This window comes from Rhodococcus sp. 06-1460-1B, from assembly GCF_002258475.1.
GTDB lineage: Bacteria > Actinomycetota > Actinomycetes > Mycobacteriales > Mycobacteriaceae > Rhodococcoides > Rhodococcoides fascians.
Genome location: NZ_NOYS01000020.1, coordinates 114,349 through 131,497, shown reverse-complemented (window position 1 = coordinate 131,497; position 17,149 = coordinate 114,349). Strand labels below are relative to the sequence as shown.

Here is a 17,149-nt window from a genome sequence, read left to right as displayed (position 1 = left end):
CCTCATTTCGCTCCGTACAGGTACCCGCATGACAAATACGCCTCTGTAACCGCACGTCAGCGTTACGTGAACCGACCCGCAGGTCGCTTAGCGTTCCTGATCACCTCGCCGGCGACGTAGTCCGCCGAGAATTACCTTGATCCGCCCCAAAAACTGAGCCGACAGCTTCTCCTCGGCGTGGGTCGTCGAAAGTACGACGAACAGTGCCATGCTTGCTTCCATGGCATATGACCTCTCGAACCGTCTGGTGATAGGGGTCGCGTCTAGTGCGCTCTTCGACTTGGCTTCCAAGGACGCCGTGTTCAAGGAACAAGGAGAGAGTGAGTACCGCCAGTACCAGGAAGACCACCTGAACGAGCCATTAACCCCTGGAGTGGCTTTCCCGTTTGTGCGACGTCTATTGGGCTTAAACAACCTGTCGCCGAGCGCGACTGACCCGCTGGTCGAAGTGGTGATCATGTCGCGTAATGACCCGGACACTGGTCTCCGGGTCATGAAGTCGGTGGCGCACCACAAACTCGGCATCACACGAGCGATATTTAGAGCCGGACGCTCACCGTACGAATTCATACCCGCACTAAACATCTCACTCTATTTGTCTGCGGATGAAGTCGCGGTGAGGGCGGCGGTCGACGCGGCATTCCCTGCGGGCCTCGTGCTCGACTCCATAGCCGAGGATGAGGACGACGACGACCTGCGAATCGCGTTCGACTTCGACGGAGTGCTCACCGATGACAGTGCCGAGCAGGTGTTCCAGACGCAGGATCTGGCCGCATTTCACGCAAACGAGTCCGATCACGTCGATGAGGTACTGCCCGAGGGTCTCCTTCTGCCGTTCTTGCGTGCGCTGTCTCGGATTCAGCGTGCTGAACAAGCGAGGTCGGCCGAAGACACTAGCTACGGAAAGCGGCTCTTTGTCTCACTCGTGACTGCCAGGAACGCGCCCGCCCACGAGCGCGTCATACGAAGTTTAAAAAAATGGGAAGTCACTGTCGACGACGCATTTTTCTTGGGCGGAATCGAGAAGGGTCTCATCATGGAGGTCCTCAAACCACACATCTTCTTCGACGATCAGAAAATCCACCTGGATCGGACGTCGAAATATGCGCCTTCGGTGCACATCCCGTTTGGCGAACTCAACCGGATGTCGTCAACGGTTGAAGCCGCCGGGGATCAGGCAAATCCGACATGAGTCAGGGTTCATAGCGTCGACAGCGACGAATGTGAACTCCGGCCTTATCGAAGCTGTTGGTGTCACAGATGCGAGTTGGATTGGGTGACAGACGGTGGCGGCTCGGACTGACGTCGATGAGGGTGTGGCCAGCCAAGCGACCTGCTGATTGAATGAGCGAGTGTGTCCGGCATTGTGGCGGGCCCAGGGAACCTGGCGCACCGTCGGCCCAATGTCTGGCAATCGAACCGCAGGGAATCGGCTCCTATCCTCACACGACACACCCAATCTTCGCGCAAGGTCGGTATCCACGTTCATTTCAGCAACTCGTCAAGCTATCTTGACGGTGCGGTAACTGTTAGCGCATCCATCAGACCAACCTGATCGGCGTCGGCGTGCTGCCCCTTGTCCTTTCCGAAGACTTTGCGAACGGACTTCACGGGTGTGCTGCCTGTGACTATGTCAACATCGAGGTCACCGCAGACATCTACCGCGTTCGGACCGCGGCCGCGACGCTGCGTCGACGTGACGAATTCACCCTCTCGGGCCGAGTTCCGATTGCGGTGGAGATCGCGCAGGAAGCTCATTGCGCGAGTTCAGCCGGTCCTTGCAGCACAGTGATCTTGTCGATTCTGAAGCCGAGCGCACGTGCTGGGACGAGTTCGAGGCGGACGTCTCAGCGGTTGCGGGAATGCGCATCGTCCATGAGATGCTCGGCCGAATGCCCGGTCCCGGATACCAGCGCGAGGCGCAGCGAGAGTTCTGCCACGCTGTCCGGTACGGCGGTCATGATGACAATCTTGAGCTCCCCGTCTCCGTCCGACAGAATGTCGCAGTCCACTTCCACCGGTCCGACCGCGGGATGGTGCACGATCTTGCGTGCCTCGCGGTGAGAACCGACCGTGCCGCGGGCCCATAGCGCGTCGAATTCGGAGCTCCCGGCTCGTAGTCGACGCACCAGTTCGATCAGACGCGGGTCGTGCGGGAACATACCGGTGGCGCGGCGGAGATCGGACACCACGGCGGCATCGATGGTCGGTGCGCCCTCGGGGGAGGTGACCGGCCACTGAGTGAGATGGCGTCGCCCCGAGGATGTCGACGCAAACGTTTCGAGGGCGAAGTTTCTTTCCACTCGGTCGACGACGGACGGATCGCCGAACAGCGCTGCCCACGCACGGTTCCACTGGATCATGCGCCAATCGGCGGCGAAGACGGCGGCGGGCGTGTCTCCGAGGCGTGTGATCACCCGTTGCACTCCTGGGGGAATGTGGTCGGACACGGCCGTGTCAGTCGGCGCGATCTGACCGGCGAGACGATAGAGATGGTCGCGTTCGGTGGCCGTGAGATGCAGCGCGCGAGCGAGCGCGGCGAGCACCTGCAGTGACGGTGCGACGGCTCGGCCCTGTTCGAGACGCACCACGTAGTCCATCGAAATACCCGTGAGGTCTGCCAATTCTTCTCGTCGCAACCCCGTCGTGCGTCGACTCCGACCGCTTGGCAAGCCGACGGCCGCAGGTGTGAGTCGGTCACGCCAGAGCTTGATCATCGTCCCCAGCGTTTCGTTGCCTTCGGTCATCTCGTCATTGTGCGCGTAACGGGACCGTCGTGGCTGGTACTGCTGGTCCTACCGTCGAGCGGTCCCTGGTGCGGTTGTGCGGCGCGCTTCACAGTGGAGACATGTCCACAACGAAAAACATCCTCGTACTCGGTGCCGCAGGTCTGACCGGCCGACAGGTGGTCGACGCCGCTCTGCGATCCGGTGCGTCCGTGACCGCATTCGTCCGAAACGCCTCGACCGTCCCCCATTTCGAGCGGGGCGTTGCGCTGCACATCGGCAACGCGACCTCGTCGGCCGATCTGACGGCTGCACTTCCGGGCCATGACGTGGTCGTCTCCGCGCTCGGCGCAGGCAATTCGATCACGGCGGTGCGTTCACATCAGCTGTTCAGCCGGGCGTCCGCCGCGCTGGTGCAGGCAGCTCACGACGCGGAAGTTCGGCGCATCGTATGGCTCTCGTCGTTCGGAGTGGGGGACAGCTACAGCTCCGCCAGCGCCGTTCAGAAAGCAATCTATCGCACCCTTCTCCGAGACATTTACCGCGACAAAGCGATAGCTGACGAGACGATCCGCGCGAGCGGGTCGGACTGGACGATCGTGTTGCCGACTCGCCTGACGGACGGACCATCGACGGGTGCCGTGGACTCCGCCGATATGTTGCCGATGAAAGGAAATCCCGAGGTGTCCCGCGCGGACGTCGGAGCCTTCTTGGTCGAGACGGCACACACGACCGAGTGGATCGGCCGTAGTCCGGTGATCAGCGCGCGATCCGGTCGCCGCTTCGCGGGTATCACCTCCGACAGTGCGAACGGAGCACGAGCATGAGCGACCCGACCACGTTCCTTCTGGGCGGTACTCGCCTCGTGCATCGGTTGGGCTTCGGCGCGATGCGACTGGCCGCCAACGGGTTCACCGGGCCTCCGCGCGATCCGGAGAACAGCCGAGAGGTGCTGCGCCGGGCCGTCGAGCTCGGGGTCGATCACATCGACACGGCCGCCTTCTACGTCAGCGACGACGGCTCGGTCAGCGCGAACACATTGATCCGCCAGGCGCTGCATCCCTACCCCGAGCGTCTTGTTCTGGCCACGAAGGTGGGGCCGGAGCGGATCCCGGGCGGCGGTGTCCGAATGGCGACCGATCCGGGCGATCTGCGCAGGATGGTCGAGGCAAACCTCGAGGAGCTGCAACTCGATCATCTCGATCTCGTGTACCTGCGAGCCGGCGGTCCGATGGGATCCGACGCCGCGGAGTCGGTGAGTGCACGAGTGGAGGCGCTCGCTGCAATGCGAGACGAGGGTCTCATCACGCATCTCGGGCTCAGCAATGTCACCGCCGCTCAGCTGTCGGAAGCGCGTGAGATCTCGCCGATCGCAGCCGTGCAGAACAACCATGCGGAGGGCGCAGCGGAGATACTCCAGCTGTGCGAGACGCACGACATCGCCTTCGTTCCGTTCTTCCCACTCGGCGGGGGTTCGAGCAGCGCGCTCGGTGAACACATCGCCGAGGTCGCCCGACGACACGGCGCGACCGCCGCGCAGGTCTCTCTCGCGGCACTTCTGGCGTCATCGCCGGTGACATTGGCGATTCCGGGCACCGGCTCACTCGATCACCTTGCCGAGAACATGGCAGCGAGTTCGATCGAGCTCACCGATCGGGAGGTCGCCGAACTGCGGTGAGCAGAGGCCGAGTCACTCGGAAAGCAACCGGGCCGGGTGCATGCCGTTCACCATCCCGAGGAAGGGAGGGTGGATGCTGTAGCCCAGCATGCGTCTGATGTCCTCCGAGACCGTCCGGGCGGTCGCCGAATCGGTCGACAGTGTGAACGCCTCCTGTGGCCTCAGCCACGGCTCGCAGTACTGCGCCGTCACGGCGAGCCGTGACCGAGGCGAGGTGTTGGGCCCGCCGCCGTGCCAGAGCGTGCCGAGAAAGAAGACGCACGACCCGGCCGACATCACGGCGGGGAGACGGGCATCGTTCTCGGTGGGGCGACGATCCGCCCCCCACTGGTGGCTTCCCGGCAGGACCACCGTCGCTCCGTTGTTCTCGGTGAACGCATCGATAGCCCAGACGGTGGCCGCGCCGAGCGGAGGGCGCGGCCGCGGGAGTGGATACATGCCGTCGTCATGGTGCAGCAGCTGTGCACTTTCGCCGGGGCCGATGTCGATGACCTGTAGCTGGGACAGCAAGTAGTTGGGCATCAGCAGACGATCGAGCAGCGCCAACACGCGTGGATGGTCGACGATGTGGTCGCACGCCCTGGTCTTACCGAGCACACTGTAGATGCGGCGTGTGCGCTCGCCTTCGAAGTTGTTACGGCCGGTCGCGCCCAACAGAGGCTGTACCGCTCTGCGGACCTCCGCGCACTCGTCCTCGGACAGAAGGCCCTCCAGAACGACAAAACCGTCACGTTCGAGGGATGCCAGATCCGCGTCGACGACATCGGGATCGATGAAGGCACCAGTACTGGACGTTGCTCGATGCCGCCTCGCCAGATCGGTGGCGAGGTCGTCCACGTCGACGATCCGCTGGGAGTTCGCGGCGTCGTCGTCGCGTGCCGTCACGCTCGTTCTCCCGCTGCGTGATCGGCAGATCGCTGTCCGGCGTCAACGGCCGCATCGGTGAGCGTGAGGGACCGAGTCGCGACGAGGGCCGCGAACACCAGGAGAGCGAGTCCACCGCCGAAATCGGTGGCGATGGTGGCCATGAAGAACGCCGGCACGTCGGGGATTCCCCCGAAGAAATGCCCGGGGCTGGTGAAACCCAGCATCGCGTAGGCGATCAATGCTGTTGCCACGTGGCGCATCCGGCCGGCCCGATAACGCGTGAAGCCCCAGATTCCGAGTCCGGTGAGCAGCGGGTAGAAGATGACGATGCCGATCTGGTACGCGAGCGAGTTCGGGAAGAAGATGACCGGCGGGTAGTCGTCTGCCATCACGAAATTGTGGGTGTAGTGGATCGTCGTGGAGACGACGTTGAAGGCGATCAGGGCGGCAAGCACGGTCACGCTCTGTGGAGGCGGTCGTCGAGTCATGACGCGACTCTAAGCACGAATTGCTCTGCAAACAAGAGCGCTGTGGTGTGTCACGGTGTGATGGCCAGTGCGGCGGCCACGCCCACGGCCGCGGCCATCCCCAGTGTTTCGGTGACAGCACGTCTCGTGGAGACCGCGGCCGGGCAATCGCGTCGCACCCACACTCGCCGCAATCGTCGGCCTCCCAATCCCAGCGTCACCAGCAGCGCCATCTTGACCACGACCAGGGCGTAGTACGACGTCGACGCGTCGGAAGTGGCCCAGCGCACGATGGTCGCTCCGAGACCGCTCATGGCCACTGCAACGAGGCACCAGAACGCCAGTCGCGAGTATCGCGGGAGTATCCGCGTCCAGGTGTCCGAGTCGCGGACGAGTACGGCGGCCGCGAGCAATGGCCCGAACCACAGGGCGGCGGCGATCACGTGCACCGAGATGACGACCCACCCGGCGCCGGTCAGGGACAGGTGGCCCGTGACGGGGCCAGAGACCAGCCCGAGGGCTGCGATGGCCCCGACAACGCTCCCATGCCACCCTGCGCCGCCGCGCGCACTGTCGACGGCAATGACGGACAACACGATTGGGCAGACGACGCCCACGACGCCCCACTGACCGAGGAACGTGCCGTGCAGCAGTGCGCCGTAGTCGGCGGCGCTCACTCGTGCCGGAGACTTACCGACCAATTCGCCTGCGGTGGCGACGAATCCGATCATTGCGCTCACTACCCACAGCATCGCCCAGGTGACCGTTGCCGTCCATGCACGCGCTCGGTCACGTTCGCTCAGCCAGGGGATCAGTATGGCCACACCGATGCAGAGGGAGCCCGCTACGACGGCCACCGCGTCGGCCGTCCGGAGGGCAACATTCGCCGACTGGGCGGTCAGCGCGCCTGCGATCAGGGCCGCGCTCGCAGCAGTGGACGCCGCGGCCGGGAGGGCGACGCGGCGTGCTGTGATGGGTGGCGGATCGCCTGCCGTGGCCCGAGGGTGCTGCACGGCCGGATCGTAGAACAGCAACGCTCTTGTTTCAAGAGCGGCTGCCTTCTGATCGAGAACAGGACCGCGCTCTTGTTTTCGAAGCGTCGGTGGGGTTGACTGCGTCCCATGAACGAGACCACGAACCTCTCCGGGCGCGGCGACACCCGCGCACGGGTACTCATCTACGGAATTTACGGTTACACAGGAACTCTCGTGGGTCGGGAAGCGGTGTCGCGGGGCCTGAAGATAGTCGTGGCCGGCCGCGATCAGGAGCGGACCGATGCCGCGGCGCACGCCCTCGGAGTACCGTCTCGCGTCGTGTCGCTCGAGGATTCGGCCGCACTCGACAGTGCGCTGGCAGATGTCGACATCGTGGCGCACTGCGCCGGCCCGTACGAGCGAACGTCGGCACCGATGGTCGACGCCTGCCTGCGCACCAGAACGCACTACCTCGACCTGACGGGCGAGGCCGACGTGTTCGAGGCCGTCTATGCTCGCGATGCCGACGCACGTGCGGCCGGCGTCGCCCTCGTTCCCGGCGTGGGGTTCGACGTCGTTCCGACCGATCACCTGGTCGCCGTGGCGAAAGCGGCGCTCCCCGACGCGATCTCCGCAGATATCGCCGTGATCAGCCGTGGTGGATTCAGCCGAGGAACTCTGACCACTGCGCTTCTGGGAATGGCGTCCGGCAACAAGATTCGCGAATCCGGGCGGTTCGTGCCCACTGCACACAGCCACCGGGTGCTGACCGTCGACCTTCCGCGAGCGAAGCGAGCCACGGTTGGTACCACGCCACTCGGTGATCTTGCGTCGGCCGCACGTACAGCCGACCTGCCGAACGTCACCACCTTCACCGCCCTGCCCGGCGCAACCATGTTGCGCCGCTTTGACCGCCCGCTGCGACGACTGCTCACTACCCGGGGAGTCGCTGCTGTCATGGAGAAACTCCTCTCCCGAGTTCCGGGGCCGTCCGAATCCGCTCGGGTACGTTCACGCAGCGCCGGGTGGGTACGGCTGACCGATGCCGCCGGCAGGAGTGTGGAGCGGTCGATCGAGGTGGACAACACGTACGTCTTCACCGCGAAATCGATGGTGCAGGCCATGGTCGCGCTGACGGAAGCGCCGGTCGTCGGGGCTCTGACGCCGTCCGGTGCTTTCGGGGTGAACTTCATCGACACCGTCCCCGGCATCCTCCTGCTGCGGGGAGACGTCGTCGAGGTGCCTTGACCGGTGATTCGCCGTGTGGCGACTGCTCTAGAGTCGAGTGCTATGACGAAGGACGTCCCGAGGCCTGGTAGGCCGGTCCGCGGCTCGACGTCAGGTCGGCCGATCATGGCTGCGCTCGACCTGCTCGGCCGCCGCGGAGCATTGTCCGTCCTCGTCGCCCTTCAGCCGGGGCCGTCGACCTTCCGAGCGTTACAAACGACAGCCGGCGAGCTGTCCGCCAGTACACTGAACACACGTCTACGAGAATTACGTGCTGTCGGACTCGTCGACCGGGGATCCGACGGATACGAACTGAGCGTCGACGGGGCCGCCCTCATCGACGCGGGACAACCGCTGCTGTCATGGGCAGAGCGGTGGGCACGCCAGTTGCCCGAGACACTCGACACCCAAAGCCAGGACACCTGACGAAGTACTTCGACCCGAACCCCTGTGCCGGTCATGGCGCGCCTGCCAAGCGTGGGGCCGCCGCATGGATTCTCCTGTTCCGGTCGTCGAAGTTCATGAGCAGCGGTCAACGGTTCGATTTTGTCTGGGAGGCTTCACGAACTTCGAGTCCGTCTCGGGAATCGGAGTTTCGGCTACGGCCGAATGGACGCCCTTAGGCGCAATATGGGTGCGGCTGCGCGATCGCTGCACCCGGCGAACGAAACTCCAACCCGGTTATGAGACAAATGATCCCGTCGAGCTGATGATCGCCGGATACAACGCCGACCCCGGAGTGCCCCACAGTTCCGGGGGGCGTCCTGTTGTACTCGGAGACACAGAACTACCGCACAACCCTCACCGCTACCGACTGCGACCTGGCCCGACAAACAAACCCGAACCTGAGCTTCGCACCACGTACCGGTTCGAGCCGCCAGAGATGCATATCGGCTCTGGTCGCACGTGCCCCCACCTCGCTACTTGCGTGGCTCACATCGGCGCTACGCTGGGTCCTCTGCGGTTACCGCGCGGATAGCAAGTTCGAGAGCATCGGCGGTGAGGTCGAGAGGAGCTGTGCTGCGCAGGGCGCGGCACATCGCCACCGTTCCCTCGACCGAAGCAACGATCAAGATAGCGGTACGGTGGGCCGCTGCGTCGGTAGCTCCATGATCGCGCAACGATGTGGCCAGCAAAGTGGTCCAATGCACGAAGGCGTCCGCCGCAGCACGTCGAGGCGCGTCGTCGCCCGTTCCGTCCACTGCCACCGCGAGCACGGGGCATCCCGCCTCGAACTTGCTGTCGACTACCACCTCGCGCCACATGTCGACGAAGGCACGTAAACCGTTCACGGGGCCGGCGTGCAGTTTGTCGTTGAGCACACGGGTAACCAAGTCGTCGGAAAACTGGACGGCCTCAGCTGCAAGTTGCGCTTTGCCACCCGGAAAGTAGTGGTACGTCGAGCCCAGTGGTGCGCCCGTGTGCTTCGCCAATTCGCGAACGCTGGTTCCGTTGAGCCCTCTACGACGCAGCATGTCGGCCGCACCGACAACCATTCGTTCGCGGGGAGTCACCGCACGCCTCCTTCTTGTTCATAACGCCTGTCATAGTTTACAGTGCGTGAGTTATATCAGTCGTTATAACTCACGCGTCGACGAAGGAATCCGCCCATGCCAATGATCGAGTTGACCGTGCAGACCGCAGTTCTGCCCGACAACGCAAGGATTCAGTTGCGGAAAACACTTCCGGCGACCTTGCTCCGCTGGGAGGGTGCCCCTGACACCGATTTCTTCCGAGCGCAAGCATGGTGCCGCATCAACGAAGTAGCAGCCACCGATTTCGGAAGCCTGGGAGATGATCTGCCGCGTTTTCGCGTCGACGTCACCGTCCCCGAGGGAGCCCTGTCGAGCCGTCGCAAACAGGGGTTGGTCGAGAACGTCACGGCCGACGTCCTCGCGGCCGCAGATCTGACCGAAGCAGATTCATTGCGAGTCTGGGTCCTGATCCACGAACAACCAGAGGGAACGTGGGGTGCAGGCGGTACTGTGATCCAATTCGCCGAACTCAAAGCGCTTGCAGCGCAAGCGAGCACCTGATGCGTGAATTGAATCTCATCGGCGCAAACCACCTCGAGTGGAGAGAACGCGCCGACCCGGTTCTGCGCGACGCACACGATGCGCTCGTGCGCCCGTTCGTAGCCGCCCGCTGCGATGGCGATACCCTCCCGATCCACCGCCACGTCTCACGCGGAATGCAGATCGGCATCCGCACCGGCATGATCGACCCCGTGGTAGCCAGCATCTGCGGGGCGGTCCCTTTTCGAGGCCCTGTTGCAATCGGACACGAGGCCATTGCCGAGGTCATCGAAGTCGGCTCGAGGATCACAGGCCTGTCGGTGGGCGACATCGTCGTCGTACCGTGGGCGGTCTCGTGCGGATCGTGCCCCGAATGCACACGCGGACTCACAGCGAAGTGCAGCACGACTCGAGCAGGGGCGTTGTCCGCCTTCGGGTTCGGCCCCGCAAGCGGCGACTGGGGAGGTATGGTGTCCGACCTTCTCCGGATTCCGTTCGCCGACCATATGCTGGTACGACTTCCGAACGGGCTCGACCCCCTGCGCGTAGCATCGGCGAGCGACAATCTCTCCGACGCCTGGCGGTGCATTGTTCCGTCCTTGGCGGAGCGGCCCGGTGGCTCCGTCCTGATTCTCGGAGGCGCCGCCCAGAGCATCGGACTCTACGCAGCGGGCCTGGCCGTGGCCCACGGAGCGGCGGCCGTCGACTACGTCGACCACCGCGAGGAGCGACTCGAAATTGCCGAGAAACTCGGGGCTCAGGTACATCAGATCAAGAAGGGTGCGATCCGAAACAAAGATCTTCCGCCGCGCTCGTACGATGTCGCAGTGGAAGGCACCTCGAGTAGTGCCGGTATAGACGCCTCGATGCGCGCTCTGAAACCGGGCGGCATCTGCACCCCGGTCGGTTACTACCTCAAACCGGGGACAAAGGTGCCGCTGATGCACATGTACGCCAACGACGCGACGTTGAAAATCGGTGTCTCGCATACGCGTCCAGTACTGCCGGACGTCCTGGACTTCGTGCATCGCACCGGCTTTCCCGCCGAGCTTGTCACCACGATGCTTGCGGACTGGGACGACGCTCCGGCGGCGTACCGCGAACGCACCACCAAACTTGTCCTGCATCGAGCACCGATCGGCGCTCGATGACCCGGGCGCTGCACGGCTGCCGAACAGCGCAACCATCGAACGCTCACGCCAGGGGATAACGAAAGGTCGACCAATTCCAATGGACTACAACACTTTCGGCGGTGAACGATGAACCTCTACATCCGTTTGTTTCTCGTTCGCCTGCGGGCTTACCGGCGACAGAAACTGAGCGTGTGGGAAACCGCGAGAACACCGTTTCGAGTCACGCTGACCGACCTCGATCTACTGGGTCACGTCAACAACGGAAAATACTTGTCGATCCTGGACCTCGGGCGCGTGGATCTGCTGCTCCGGTCCGGACTGTGGGCAAAAATTGCCGCACAGAAGTGGTATCCGGTTGTCGCCGGTCAGACGATCACGTACCGCAAGTCCCTCAAGCTCGGACAGAAGTTCGACGTCTACACCCGCATCGCCGGCTTCGACGATCGGTGGGTGTATCTCGAGCAGACCTTCCGCGTCGGCTCCACCGTGCACGCCACCGCGGCGATCCGCAGCACCTTCCTCAAGAAGTCCGGCGGATCCGTACAGCGTCACGAACTCGAGACTCTTGTCGGAGAAATTCCCGACCAGCTACGAGTCCCCGAATCCGTCTTGTCAGGTACAGCCGCCTTACCCACACCTGGATAGTCGGAAGTACGACCGGGAACTCCAACAGTTAGGCACCGGTCCGGGGTGCTCAGCCATGGTCGCCGACTCGAGTCGGCGGCGGCCTCCGGCCATCCATCAGCGCTCCCCGTGCCCGAGCCCCAAGGCGCTCGCACTTTCAGAGCACACTGTGGTGAGATGGGCGGACTCTTTCACGACAGCGGCAAGAAGGGTCGAGGTGGGGACGACGCCGGACCCCACGCCGGGAATCGGCGCTACGCCCGACGCCGAACCTCGTCGTCTCGCTGGCGTCTGGCCTCGAAACCTGATTGCGCCGTCGGCCAGGCCGAGGTGGCCAGTGCCCGTGCGCCGACGCACGTCGACAATCAGCTGTGTAGTTGGCGCGAAAACCTCGACGCAGTGCGCAACATTTGCCGGCGTCCCTCCTCCCACAAGACCGACATCTCCGCTGACGGTGATTGTTGCGTTATGACGACTGCTATACTGAATGAAGGCACGGGAAGCCGACAGCGCAGAGCGATTGTCGATGCGGGGCTCTGACATCCGCCGCCCTCTAACGAATTGAGTTCGAACCCGCCCCTTTTCGCGCCGGCCGTCGCCGGTACTAGTCGGAGCGCACGCCGGTCGTTGTTTCTGACGTGGATTCGATGCGATGGCTCACCGATCATCTCCGAGTCGGGCATGACCAATCGATTCTCTGTACCGCACTCGACGACCGACTCGAGAATTACTGCGCGAACGTTGCGGTCAAAATTGAGCCCCAAAACGAGAGGACCCCAAACAAATGACCGATGTCGAGGCTGTGAAGCCGACGGGCGTGCATCCCCCCTCCGTTGAGTACGTACTGCCCGACATTCCCCACGGTGCCGAGGTGTTCGCGGCCAATTATCGCATTCGCACCTCGGACGTCGATCCGGCCATGCGGTTGCGGCTCGACGGTGTCGCTCGTTTCGTTCAAGACATATCGGCCGACATGATCGAAGCATCCGCTTTCTGCGAATCGGATCCCTTCTGGATTCTACGGCGCACTATCATCGATGTTGTAGAGCCGGCGACATGGCCGGGCGACGTCGAGGTGCAGAGATGGTGTTCGGCGACCTCGAGCCGCTGGGTAAATATGCGCCAACGACTTGTCGGAGTTCCAGAAGTAGCACCGTTCAATACGCAGACGAGAACTCCAGGTTTGATCGAAACCGAGTCGTTCTGCATCAAGATCGACGGGTCCGGCCGGTTGTCGCGGATCAGCGAAGAGGCGCTGGCGCAGATGAGCGAATCGGTATCCAATAACCGTCTGCGTTGGCGCGCAATGAATACCGATCCAGTCCCGCCTGCATCGATCGATGACGGCACATTCACTCTGCGCGCGAGCGACATCGATCCCTTCGCCCACATGAACAACACCGTGTACTGGCAGGCTATCGAGAACGTCCTTCGATCACGTAGCGATCTGACCTCTGTACCGCACCGAATAGTGGTCGAGTTCGTTCGACCTGTTCCGGCTGACGTCGATGCAGTGGTGATCAGAACTCAGACAATTGCCGACCGACTCTCGATATGGATGCTCCTCCCCGACGACACCGTTGCAGCCACTGCGGTAGTCACTGCCGTTGACGACCTGCGAGATTACTGAGTCGGTGGCAATGCTCCTACCGACTCAGTCCCGTCGTTGCTCGTGTAAGCGTAGTCCGATGATGTCGATGAATTCTTCCGTCGTCAGGTAGCGGTGGTCGCTGCTGACGAGCGCTGCCAGATCTTCGGTCATCTGCCCGTCCTCAACGGTCTCGACAACGATCTTTTCCACGCCGTGCGCGAATTGGACGAGCTCGGGGGTGTTGTCCACTGTTCCGCGATGCGCGAGCCCGCGAGTCCACGCGTAGATCGATGCGATGGGATTGGTGGACGTCGACTCACCTTGTTGCCGACGCCGGAAGTGACGACGAACCGTCCCGTGTGCGGCTTCGGTCACGCAAATCCGTCCATCGGGACTGAGCAGAATCGATGTCATCAGTCCCGGCGATCCGAAGCCCTGCGCAACCATGTCCGACTGGACGTCTCCGTCGTAGTTCTTGCACGCCCAGACGTATCCGCCTTCCCATTTGAGCGATGACATCACCATGTCGTCGATGAGCCGGTGCTCGTAGGTCAAACCGGCAGCGTCGAATGCGGCTTTGAACTCGGTCTCGAAGATGTGCTCGAAGGTGTCCTTGAATTGCCCGTCGTAGGCCTTGAGAATCGTGTTCTTCGTCGACAGATAGACCGGATAGTTCTGCTGCAAGCCATAATTGAGCGAGGCCCGAGCAAAGTCGATGATCGATTGATTGAAGTTGTACTGTCCCTGCACTACTCCGCCGAGGCTTTCCTCGGGAAACCTGACCATCTCGTGCTGAATGGGCTCCCCGCCGTCGTCGGGGGTGTAGGTGATCGTCACAGTGCCCGGCCCGGGGACCGTGAAGTCGGTCGCGCGGTACTGATCACCGAACGCATGGCGACCGATGACGATCGGCTTCGTCCACCCCGGTACGAGACGCGGAACGTTGGAGATGATGATCGGCGCACGAAAGATCGTGCCACCGACGATGTTACGGATGGTGCCGTTCGGCGACCGCCACATCCTCTGCAGCCCGAACTCTTCTACACGGCCTGCATCGGGGGTGATCGTCGCGCATTTGACCCCGACGCCGTGTTCGAGGATCGCATGGGCTGCGGTGACCGTGACCTGGTCCTGTGTTCTGTCGCGGTTCCGCATTCCGAGGTCGTGATAGTCGATATCGACGTCGAGGTGGGGCAGGATCAACTTTTCTCTGACTTGCTTCCAGATGATGCGCGCCATCTCGTCGCCATCGAGTTCGACGACCGTGCCGTCGACCTTGATCTTGGGCATGTTGCCAATTCCTCCTCCGAAGTGAAGTCGACTTCAGCACGCGGTGAAGCCGGACGACGTTTGCTGTTGTTGCCCGCCACCCGCCTCCACTGAGCTGAGCCTCGCGCTGTGTCAGGTGTCGACGCGCGTGCGGTTGCGCACCTTGTTCACTGCGGTGAACACGAGTACCACGACGAGAACGCCGTAGAGCGTCCAGGTGATGGGGCTGCCCACGAGGACTGATGCGTCGCCGCCGCTCGACATCATGGCGTTGCGCAGGCTGGTCTCGGCAAGAGGTCCGAGGACCACGCCGATCATGACCGGTGCGAGCGGGAAACCGTAGCGGCGCATCAGAAAGCCGACGAAGCCGATCCCGAAGACCAATAGCAGGTCTGTCACTGCGGCGGAGGTGGCGTACACACCCAACGCGCAGAAGACGGTGATGCCGCCGTACAGGTACGGCCTGGGGATCAGCAGGAGCTTCGCCCAGATCGGTGCGAACGGCAGGTTGAGGATGAGCAGCATCACCAGTCCGACGAACAAACTTGCCAGCAATGCCCAGACCAAATCGGCATTGCGACTGAACAGCAACGGTCCCGGCTGCAATCCGTACTGCTGGAAGGCGGCGAGCATGATGGCGGCGGTGGCCGATGTCGGCAGGCCCATGGCCAGAAGCGCGCCCATGGCGGTGCCGGATGTCGCATTGCCGGCGGCCTCGGGTGCGGCGACACCACGAATGGCACCCTTGCCGAATTGCGGATCTGCGCGGCGACGGTCCAGCCGACGTTCGGCGCTGTAGGCCATGAAGGTCGGCACTTCGGCACCGCCGACGGGGATGACGCCGAACGGGACACCGAAACCGGTGCCGCGCAACCATGCCGGAATCGCTTCCCTGACCTCGCTGCGGGACAGGAACGGGCGCCCGGTCATCATTTCGGCATTCGGGGCAACGGTGCGGTGAATGCGCGAGGCGACATAGAACACCTCGCCGAGGGCGAGCATGCCGACGGTGATGACGATGATCGAGATGCCGTCGAACAGCTCGGGAACACCGGAGGTGAATCGCTGTGTGCCCGAGATTCCGTCGATGCCGACCACAGCGAAGGCCAGGCCCAACAGTAGCGCGGCGAGACCTTTGAGTACCGATTCCGACACCACGGACGAGACGGCCATGAAGGCGAAAATCGCCAGCGCGAAGTACTCGGCGGGTCCGAAGTTGATAGCTAGGTCCGCGAGTTTGGGGGCGAAGAACACCACGACCGTCACCGCGATGAGACCGCCGATGAAAGCGCCGATGGCCGAGGTTGCCAACGCCTGGGGTGCGCGGCCTCGCTTGGCCATCCGGTGTCCCTCGAACGTTGTCGCGATAGCGGTGGAGCCACCGGGTGTGTTCATCAAGATGCCCATGGTCGAGTCTCCGAAGAGACCGCCGAAGTAGACGCCGGCGAACATGATGAACGCGCCGGTCGGGTCGAGGGAGAAGGTCACAGGCAGCAGCAGTGCCACCGCCATTGCCGAGCCGAGGCCGGGCAGCACGCCGACGGCGGTGCCGAGAAAGGCTCCGACGAACACCCATAGCAGGTTCATCGGCGTGAGCGCTTGGGCGAATCCGCCCATCAACAGTTCGAGGCTTTCCATTACAGCAACCCCTCCAGAATGCCGGCGGGCAGGTTCAGGTCGAGGCCGGCGGAGAAGAACGCCTGTACCGCGCACGAGAACACGAATGCGATTGCCATGTCTCTGACTGCGGTCGTACTGCCCATCGCGCGCGCTACCAGCCAGAACAGAACGGCCGCGGCGACGATCCACCCGACGGGCTCGAGCAGCACGATGAACAACAGGAAGGCGGCGAGCGCCATGCCGAGCGATTTCCAGTCGCTCTGCATACGGTAGGGGCCACTCTCGGGCGCGACGATCTCGAGGTCGGGTGGTTCCGGGGCGCGCACCATCTGCACGGCGAGCAGGATCGAGAGAACGTAGACGACGCCGGTGAGAATGATCGGGAAGAACGCAGGTCCCGGCGTCGCGGCGCTGCCGGGAACCTCCATGGTGACGATGCCGTAGGTCAGATAGATCGCCAGCGCGAAAAGCAGCGCAGCGACGACGAGCCCACTTCGGCCGTTGCGCGCCGGATGCTGCGTTGCAACAGACGTTTCGGGTATCGCGGTCGGATCAATGCTCATGCTGCGCCGCCTTGACCGCAATGACGGGGACATCGGCACCGAGGAGGATGCGCTGGGCATTCGACCCCAGCAGCAGCTTGCCGACAGCCGAGCGACGTCTGATGCCGACGACGATGACCGTGGCACCGATCTCTTCCGAGGTGTCGAGCAGTTCGTCCGCCGCATCCGGGTCCTGGCGGTGGCGTCCGAGCCACTGCACCGGCTCATCGGGGTACTCCTCGTCGACGATCGGGGCGTCGGTGGTCCGATCGTCCTTCCCGGCGAAGTTGTCGAGATCCATTGCTACGAGCGGTAGCTGCTCGACGCGGGCGACGTGATGTCCGTGCCGCAGCGCGGCGCGGCCCTCCGAACTGTTCGAGTACACGACGAGAACGCTCACGGGATGTCCTTTCGAG

General features: G+C 63.2%; 19 protein-coding genes and 1 pseudogene. 9 read left to right on the top strand and 11 right to left on the bottom strand.

What is annotated here, in order from left to right:
• Window positions 1-87: 87 nt before the first annotated feature.
• Window positions 88-222 carry a hypothetical protein gene (locus CH268_RS28200; protein ID WP_255182357.1) on the bottom strand — a complete coding sequence of 45 codons (135 nt, stop codon included), beginning with the start codon at window positions 220-222 and terminating at the stop codon, window positions 88-90.
• Here CH268_RS28200 and CH268_RS11205 point away from each other — a divergent pair.
• The gene (locus CH268_RS11205; RefSeq protein WP_094664091.1) at window positions 221-1,192 is read left to right on the top strand and encodes a 5'-nucleotidase; all 972 of its coding nucleotides are present in this window, start codon (window positions 221-223) and stop codon (window positions 1,190-1,192) included. The genes CH268_RS28200 and CH268_RS11205 overlap by 2 nt on opposite strands.
• 108 nt (window positions 1,193-1,300) lie before the next feature.
• Here the strand turns inward: CH268_RS11205 and CH268_RS28545 are convergent.
• Both CH268_RS28545 and CH268_RS11200 read right to left on the bottom strand, forming a co-directional pair.
• Window positions 1,301-1,405: pseudogene (locus CH268_RS28545) on the bottom strand (helix-turn-helix domain-containing protein); the annotation flags it as partial.
• Between the two features lie 442 nt (window positions 1,406-1,847).
• Window positions 1,848-2,747, bottom strand: coding sequence for a helix-turn-helix domain-containing protein (locus CH268_RS11200; RefSeq protein ID WP_217900908.1), 900 nt, complete (start codon window positions 2,745-2,747; stop codon window positions 1,848-1,850).
• Between the two features lie 101 nt (window positions 2,748-2,848).
• Here CH268_RS11200 and CH268_RS11195 point away from each other — a divergent pair, with 101 nt between their 5' ends.
• Complete coding sequence (locus CH268_RS11195) at window positions 2,849-3,553, top strand: NAD(P)-dependent oxidoreductase (protein WP_094664087.1); 705 nt, start codon at window positions 2,849-2,851, stop codon at window positions 3,551-3,553.
• Entirely contained in the window at window positions 3,550-4,404 is an 855-nt protein-coding gene (locus CH268_RS11190; protein ID WP_094664031.1) for an aldo/keto reductase, read from the top strand. Before CH268_RS11195 ends, CH268_RS11190 begins: the two co-directional genes overlap by 4 nt.
• A 12-nt stretch (window positions 4,405-4,416) precedes the next feature.
• Here CH268_RS11190 and CH268_RS11185 read toward each other — a convergent pair whose 3' ends face one another.
• The 3 genes from CH268_RS11185 to CH268_RS11175 are packed head-to-tail and all read right to left on the bottom strand — an operon-like array spanning window position 4,417 to window position 6,751.
• The gene (locus CH268_RS11185; protein WP_255182356.1) at window positions 4,417-5,289 is read right to left on the bottom strand and encodes a phytanoyl-CoA dioxygenase family protein; all 873 of its coding nucleotides are present in this window, start codon (window positions 5,287-5,289) and stop codon (window positions 4,417-4,419) included.
• Entirely contained in the window at window positions 5,286-5,759 is a 474-nt protein-coding gene (locus CH268_RS11180; RefSeq protein WP_141215130.1) for a hypothetical protein, read from the bottom strand. Before CH268_RS11180 ends, CH268_RS11185 begins: the two co-directional genes overlap by 4 nt.
• Window positions 5,760-5,809: 50 nt before the next feature.
• Window positions 5,810-6,751 (bottom strand): CopD family protein, encoded by a 942-nt coding sequence (locus CH268_RS11175; protein WP_141215129.1) that lies wholly within the window; start codon window positions 6,749-6,751, stop codon window positions 5,810-5,812.
• Between the two features lie 108 nt (window positions 6,752-6,859).
• Between CH268_RS11175 and CH268_RS11170 the strand changes: the two genes are divergently transcribed.
• Window positions 6,860-7,960 (top strand): saccharopine dehydrogenase family protein, encoded by a 1,101-nt coding sequence (locus CH268_RS11170; RefSeq protein WP_094664025.1) that lies wholly within the window; start codon window positions 6,860-6,862, stop codon window positions 7,958-7,960.
• 42 nt (window positions 7,961-8,002) lie between these two features.
• Window positions 8,003-8,365 (top strand): winged helix-turn-helix transcriptional regulator, encoded by a 363-nt coding sequence (locus CH268_RS11165; RefSeq protein ID WP_094664023.1) that lies wholly within the window; start codon window positions 8,003-8,005, stop codon window positions 8,363-8,365.
• 518 nt (window positions 8,366-8,883) lie between these two features.
• On the opposite strand, the gene CH268_RS11160 is transcribed toward CH268_RS11165, so the two are convergent.
• A complete protein-coding gene (locus CH268_RS11160) occupies window positions 8,884-9,435 on the bottom strand; it encodes a TetR/AcrR family transcriptional regulator (RefSeq protein WP_094664021.1) in 552 nt (183 codons plus the stop codon).
• Between the two features lie 114 nt (window positions 9,436-9,549).
• Here CH268_RS11160 and CH268_RS11155 point away from each other — a divergent pair, with 114 nt between their 5' ends.
• The 4 genes from CH268_RS11155 to CH268_RS11140 all read left to right on the top strand — a co-directional run bounded on the left by CH268_RS11155 (window position 9,550) and on the right by CH268_RS11140 (window position 13,341).
• Window positions 9,550-9,975, top strand: coding sequence for a tautomerase family protein (locus CH268_RS11155; protein ID WP_094664019.1), 426 nt, complete (start codon window positions 9,550-9,552; stop codon window positions 9,973-9,975).
• Window positions 9,975-11,105, top strand: a complete 1,131-nt coding sequence (locus CH268_RS11150) for a zinc-dependent alcohol dehydrogenase (RefSeq protein ID WP_094664017.1) — start codon at window positions 9,975-9,977, stop codon at window positions 11,103-11,105. Before CH268_RS11155 ends, CH268_RS11150 begins: the two co-directional genes overlap by 1 nt.
• A gap of 108 nt (window positions 11,106-11,213) precedes the next feature.
• Window positions 11,214-11,732, top strand: coding sequence for an acyl-CoA thioesterase (locus tag CH268_RS11145; protein WP_094664015.1), 519 nt, complete (start codon window positions 11,214-11,216; stop codon window positions 11,730-11,732).
• A gap of 763 nt (window positions 11,733-12,495) precedes the next feature.
• A complete protein-coding gene (locus CH268_RS11140; RefSeq protein ID WP_094664013.1) occupies window positions 12,496-13,341 on the top strand; it encodes an acyl-ACP thioesterase domain-containing protein in 846 nt (281 codons plus the stop codon).
• A gap of 24 nt (window positions 13,342-13,365) precedes the next feature.
• Here CH268_RS11140 and CH268_RS11135 read toward each other — a convergent pair whose 3' ends face one another.
• From CH268_RS11135 to CH268_RS11120, 4 genes are all read right to left on the bottom strand, one after another.
• Window positions 13,366-14,592 (bottom strand): NADP-dependent isocitrate dehydrogenase, encoded by a 1,227-nt coding sequence (locus tag CH268_RS11135; RefSeq protein ID WP_094664011.1) that lies wholly within the window; start codon window positions 14,590-14,592, stop codon window positions 13,366-13,368.
• A gap of 111 nt (window positions 14,593-14,703) precedes the next feature.
• On the bottom strand, window positions 14,704-16,209 hold the full coding sequence (locus CH268_RS11130) for a tripartite tricarboxylate transporter permease (protein WP_094664009.1): 1,506 nt from the start codon (window positions 16,207-16,209) through the stop codon (window positions 14,704-14,706).
• On the bottom strand, window positions 16,209-16,754 hold the full coding sequence (locus CH268_RS11125) for a tripartite tricarboxylate transporter TctB family protein (protein WP_094664007.1): 546 nt from the start codon (window positions 16,752-16,754) through the stop codon (window positions 16,209-16,211). The genes CH268_RS11130 and CH268_RS11125 overlap by 1 nt, the downstream gene beginning before the upstream one ends.
• A complete protein-coding gene (locus CH268_RS11120; RefSeq protein ID WP_094664005.1) occupies window positions 16,744-17,133 on the bottom strand; it encodes a universal stress protein in 390 nt (129 codons plus the stop codon). The genes CH268_RS11125 and CH268_RS11120 overlap by 11 nt, the downstream gene beginning before the upstream one ends.
• Between the last annotated feature and the right edge of the window lie 16 nt (window positions 17,134-17,149).

Excerpts from the sequence above, each read along its gene's own strand:
- CH268_RS11200 (WP_217900908.1), bottom strand. The coding sequence starts at position 2,747 with ATGACCGAAGGCAACGAAACGCTGGGGACGATGATCAAGCTCTGGCGT.
- CH268_RS11135 (WP_094664011.1), bottom strand. The coding sequence starts at position 14,592 with ATGCCCAAGATCAAGGTCGACGGCACGGTCGTCGAACTCGATGGCGAC.
- CH268_RS11150 (WP_094664017.1), top strand. The coding sequence starts at position 9,975 with ATGCGTGAATTGAATCTCATCGGCGCAAACCACCTCGAGTGGAGAGAA.
- CH268_RS11155 (WP_094664019.1), top strand. The coding sequence starts at position 9,550 with ATGCCAATGATCGAGTTGACCGTGCAGACCGCAGTTCTGCCCGACAAC.
- CH268_RS11190 (WP_094664031.1), top strand. The coding sequence starts at position 3,550 with ATGAGCGACCCGACCACGTTCCTTCTGGGCGGTACTCGCCTCGTGCAT.
- CH268_RS11160 (WP_094664021.1), bottom strand. The coding sequence starts at position 9,435 with ATGGTTGTCGGTGCGGCCGACATGCTGCGTCGTAGAGGGCTCAACGGA.
- CH268_RS11145 (WP_094664015.1), top strand. The coding sequence starts at position 11,214 with ATGAACCTCTACATCCGTTTGTTTCTCGTTCGCCTGCGGGCTTACCGG.
- CH268_RS11125 (WP_094664007.1), bottom strand. The coding sequence starts at position 16,754 with ATGAGCATTGATCCGACCGCGATACCCGAAACGTCTGTTGCAACGCAG.
- CH268_RS11195 (WP_094664087.1), top strand. The coding sequence starts at position 2,849 with ATGTCCACAACGAAAAACATCCTCGTACTCGGTGCCGCAGGTCTGACC.
- CH268_RS11205 (WP_094664091.1), top strand. The coding sequence starts at position 221 with ATGGCATATGACCTCTCGAACCGTCTGGTGATAGGGGTCGCGTCTAGT.
- CH268_RS28200 (WP_255182357.1), bottom strand. The coding sequence starts at position 222 with ATGGAAGCAAGCATGGCACTGTTCGTCGTACTTTCGACGACCCACGCC.
- CH268_RS11130 (WP_094664009.1), bottom strand. The coding sequence starts at position 16,209 with ATGGAAAGCCTCGAACTGTTGATGGGCGGATTCGCCCAAGCGCTCACG.
- CH268_RS11140 (WP_094664013.1), top strand. The coding sequence starts at position 12,496 with ATGACCGATGTCGAGGCTGTGAAGCCGACGGGCGTGCATCCCCCCTCC.
- CH268_RS11180 (WP_141215130.1), bottom strand. The coding sequence starts at position 5,759 with ATGACTCGACGACCGCCTCCACAGAGCGTGACCGTGCTTGCCGCCCTG.
- CH268_RS11165 (WP_094664023.1), top strand. The coding sequence starts at position 8,003 with ATGACGAAGGACGTCCCGAGGCCTGGTAGGCCGGTCCGCGGCTCGACG.
- CH268_RS11170 (WP_094664025.1), top strand. The coding sequence starts at position 6,860 with ATGAACGAGACCACGAACCTCTCCGGGCGCGGCGACACCCGCGCACGG.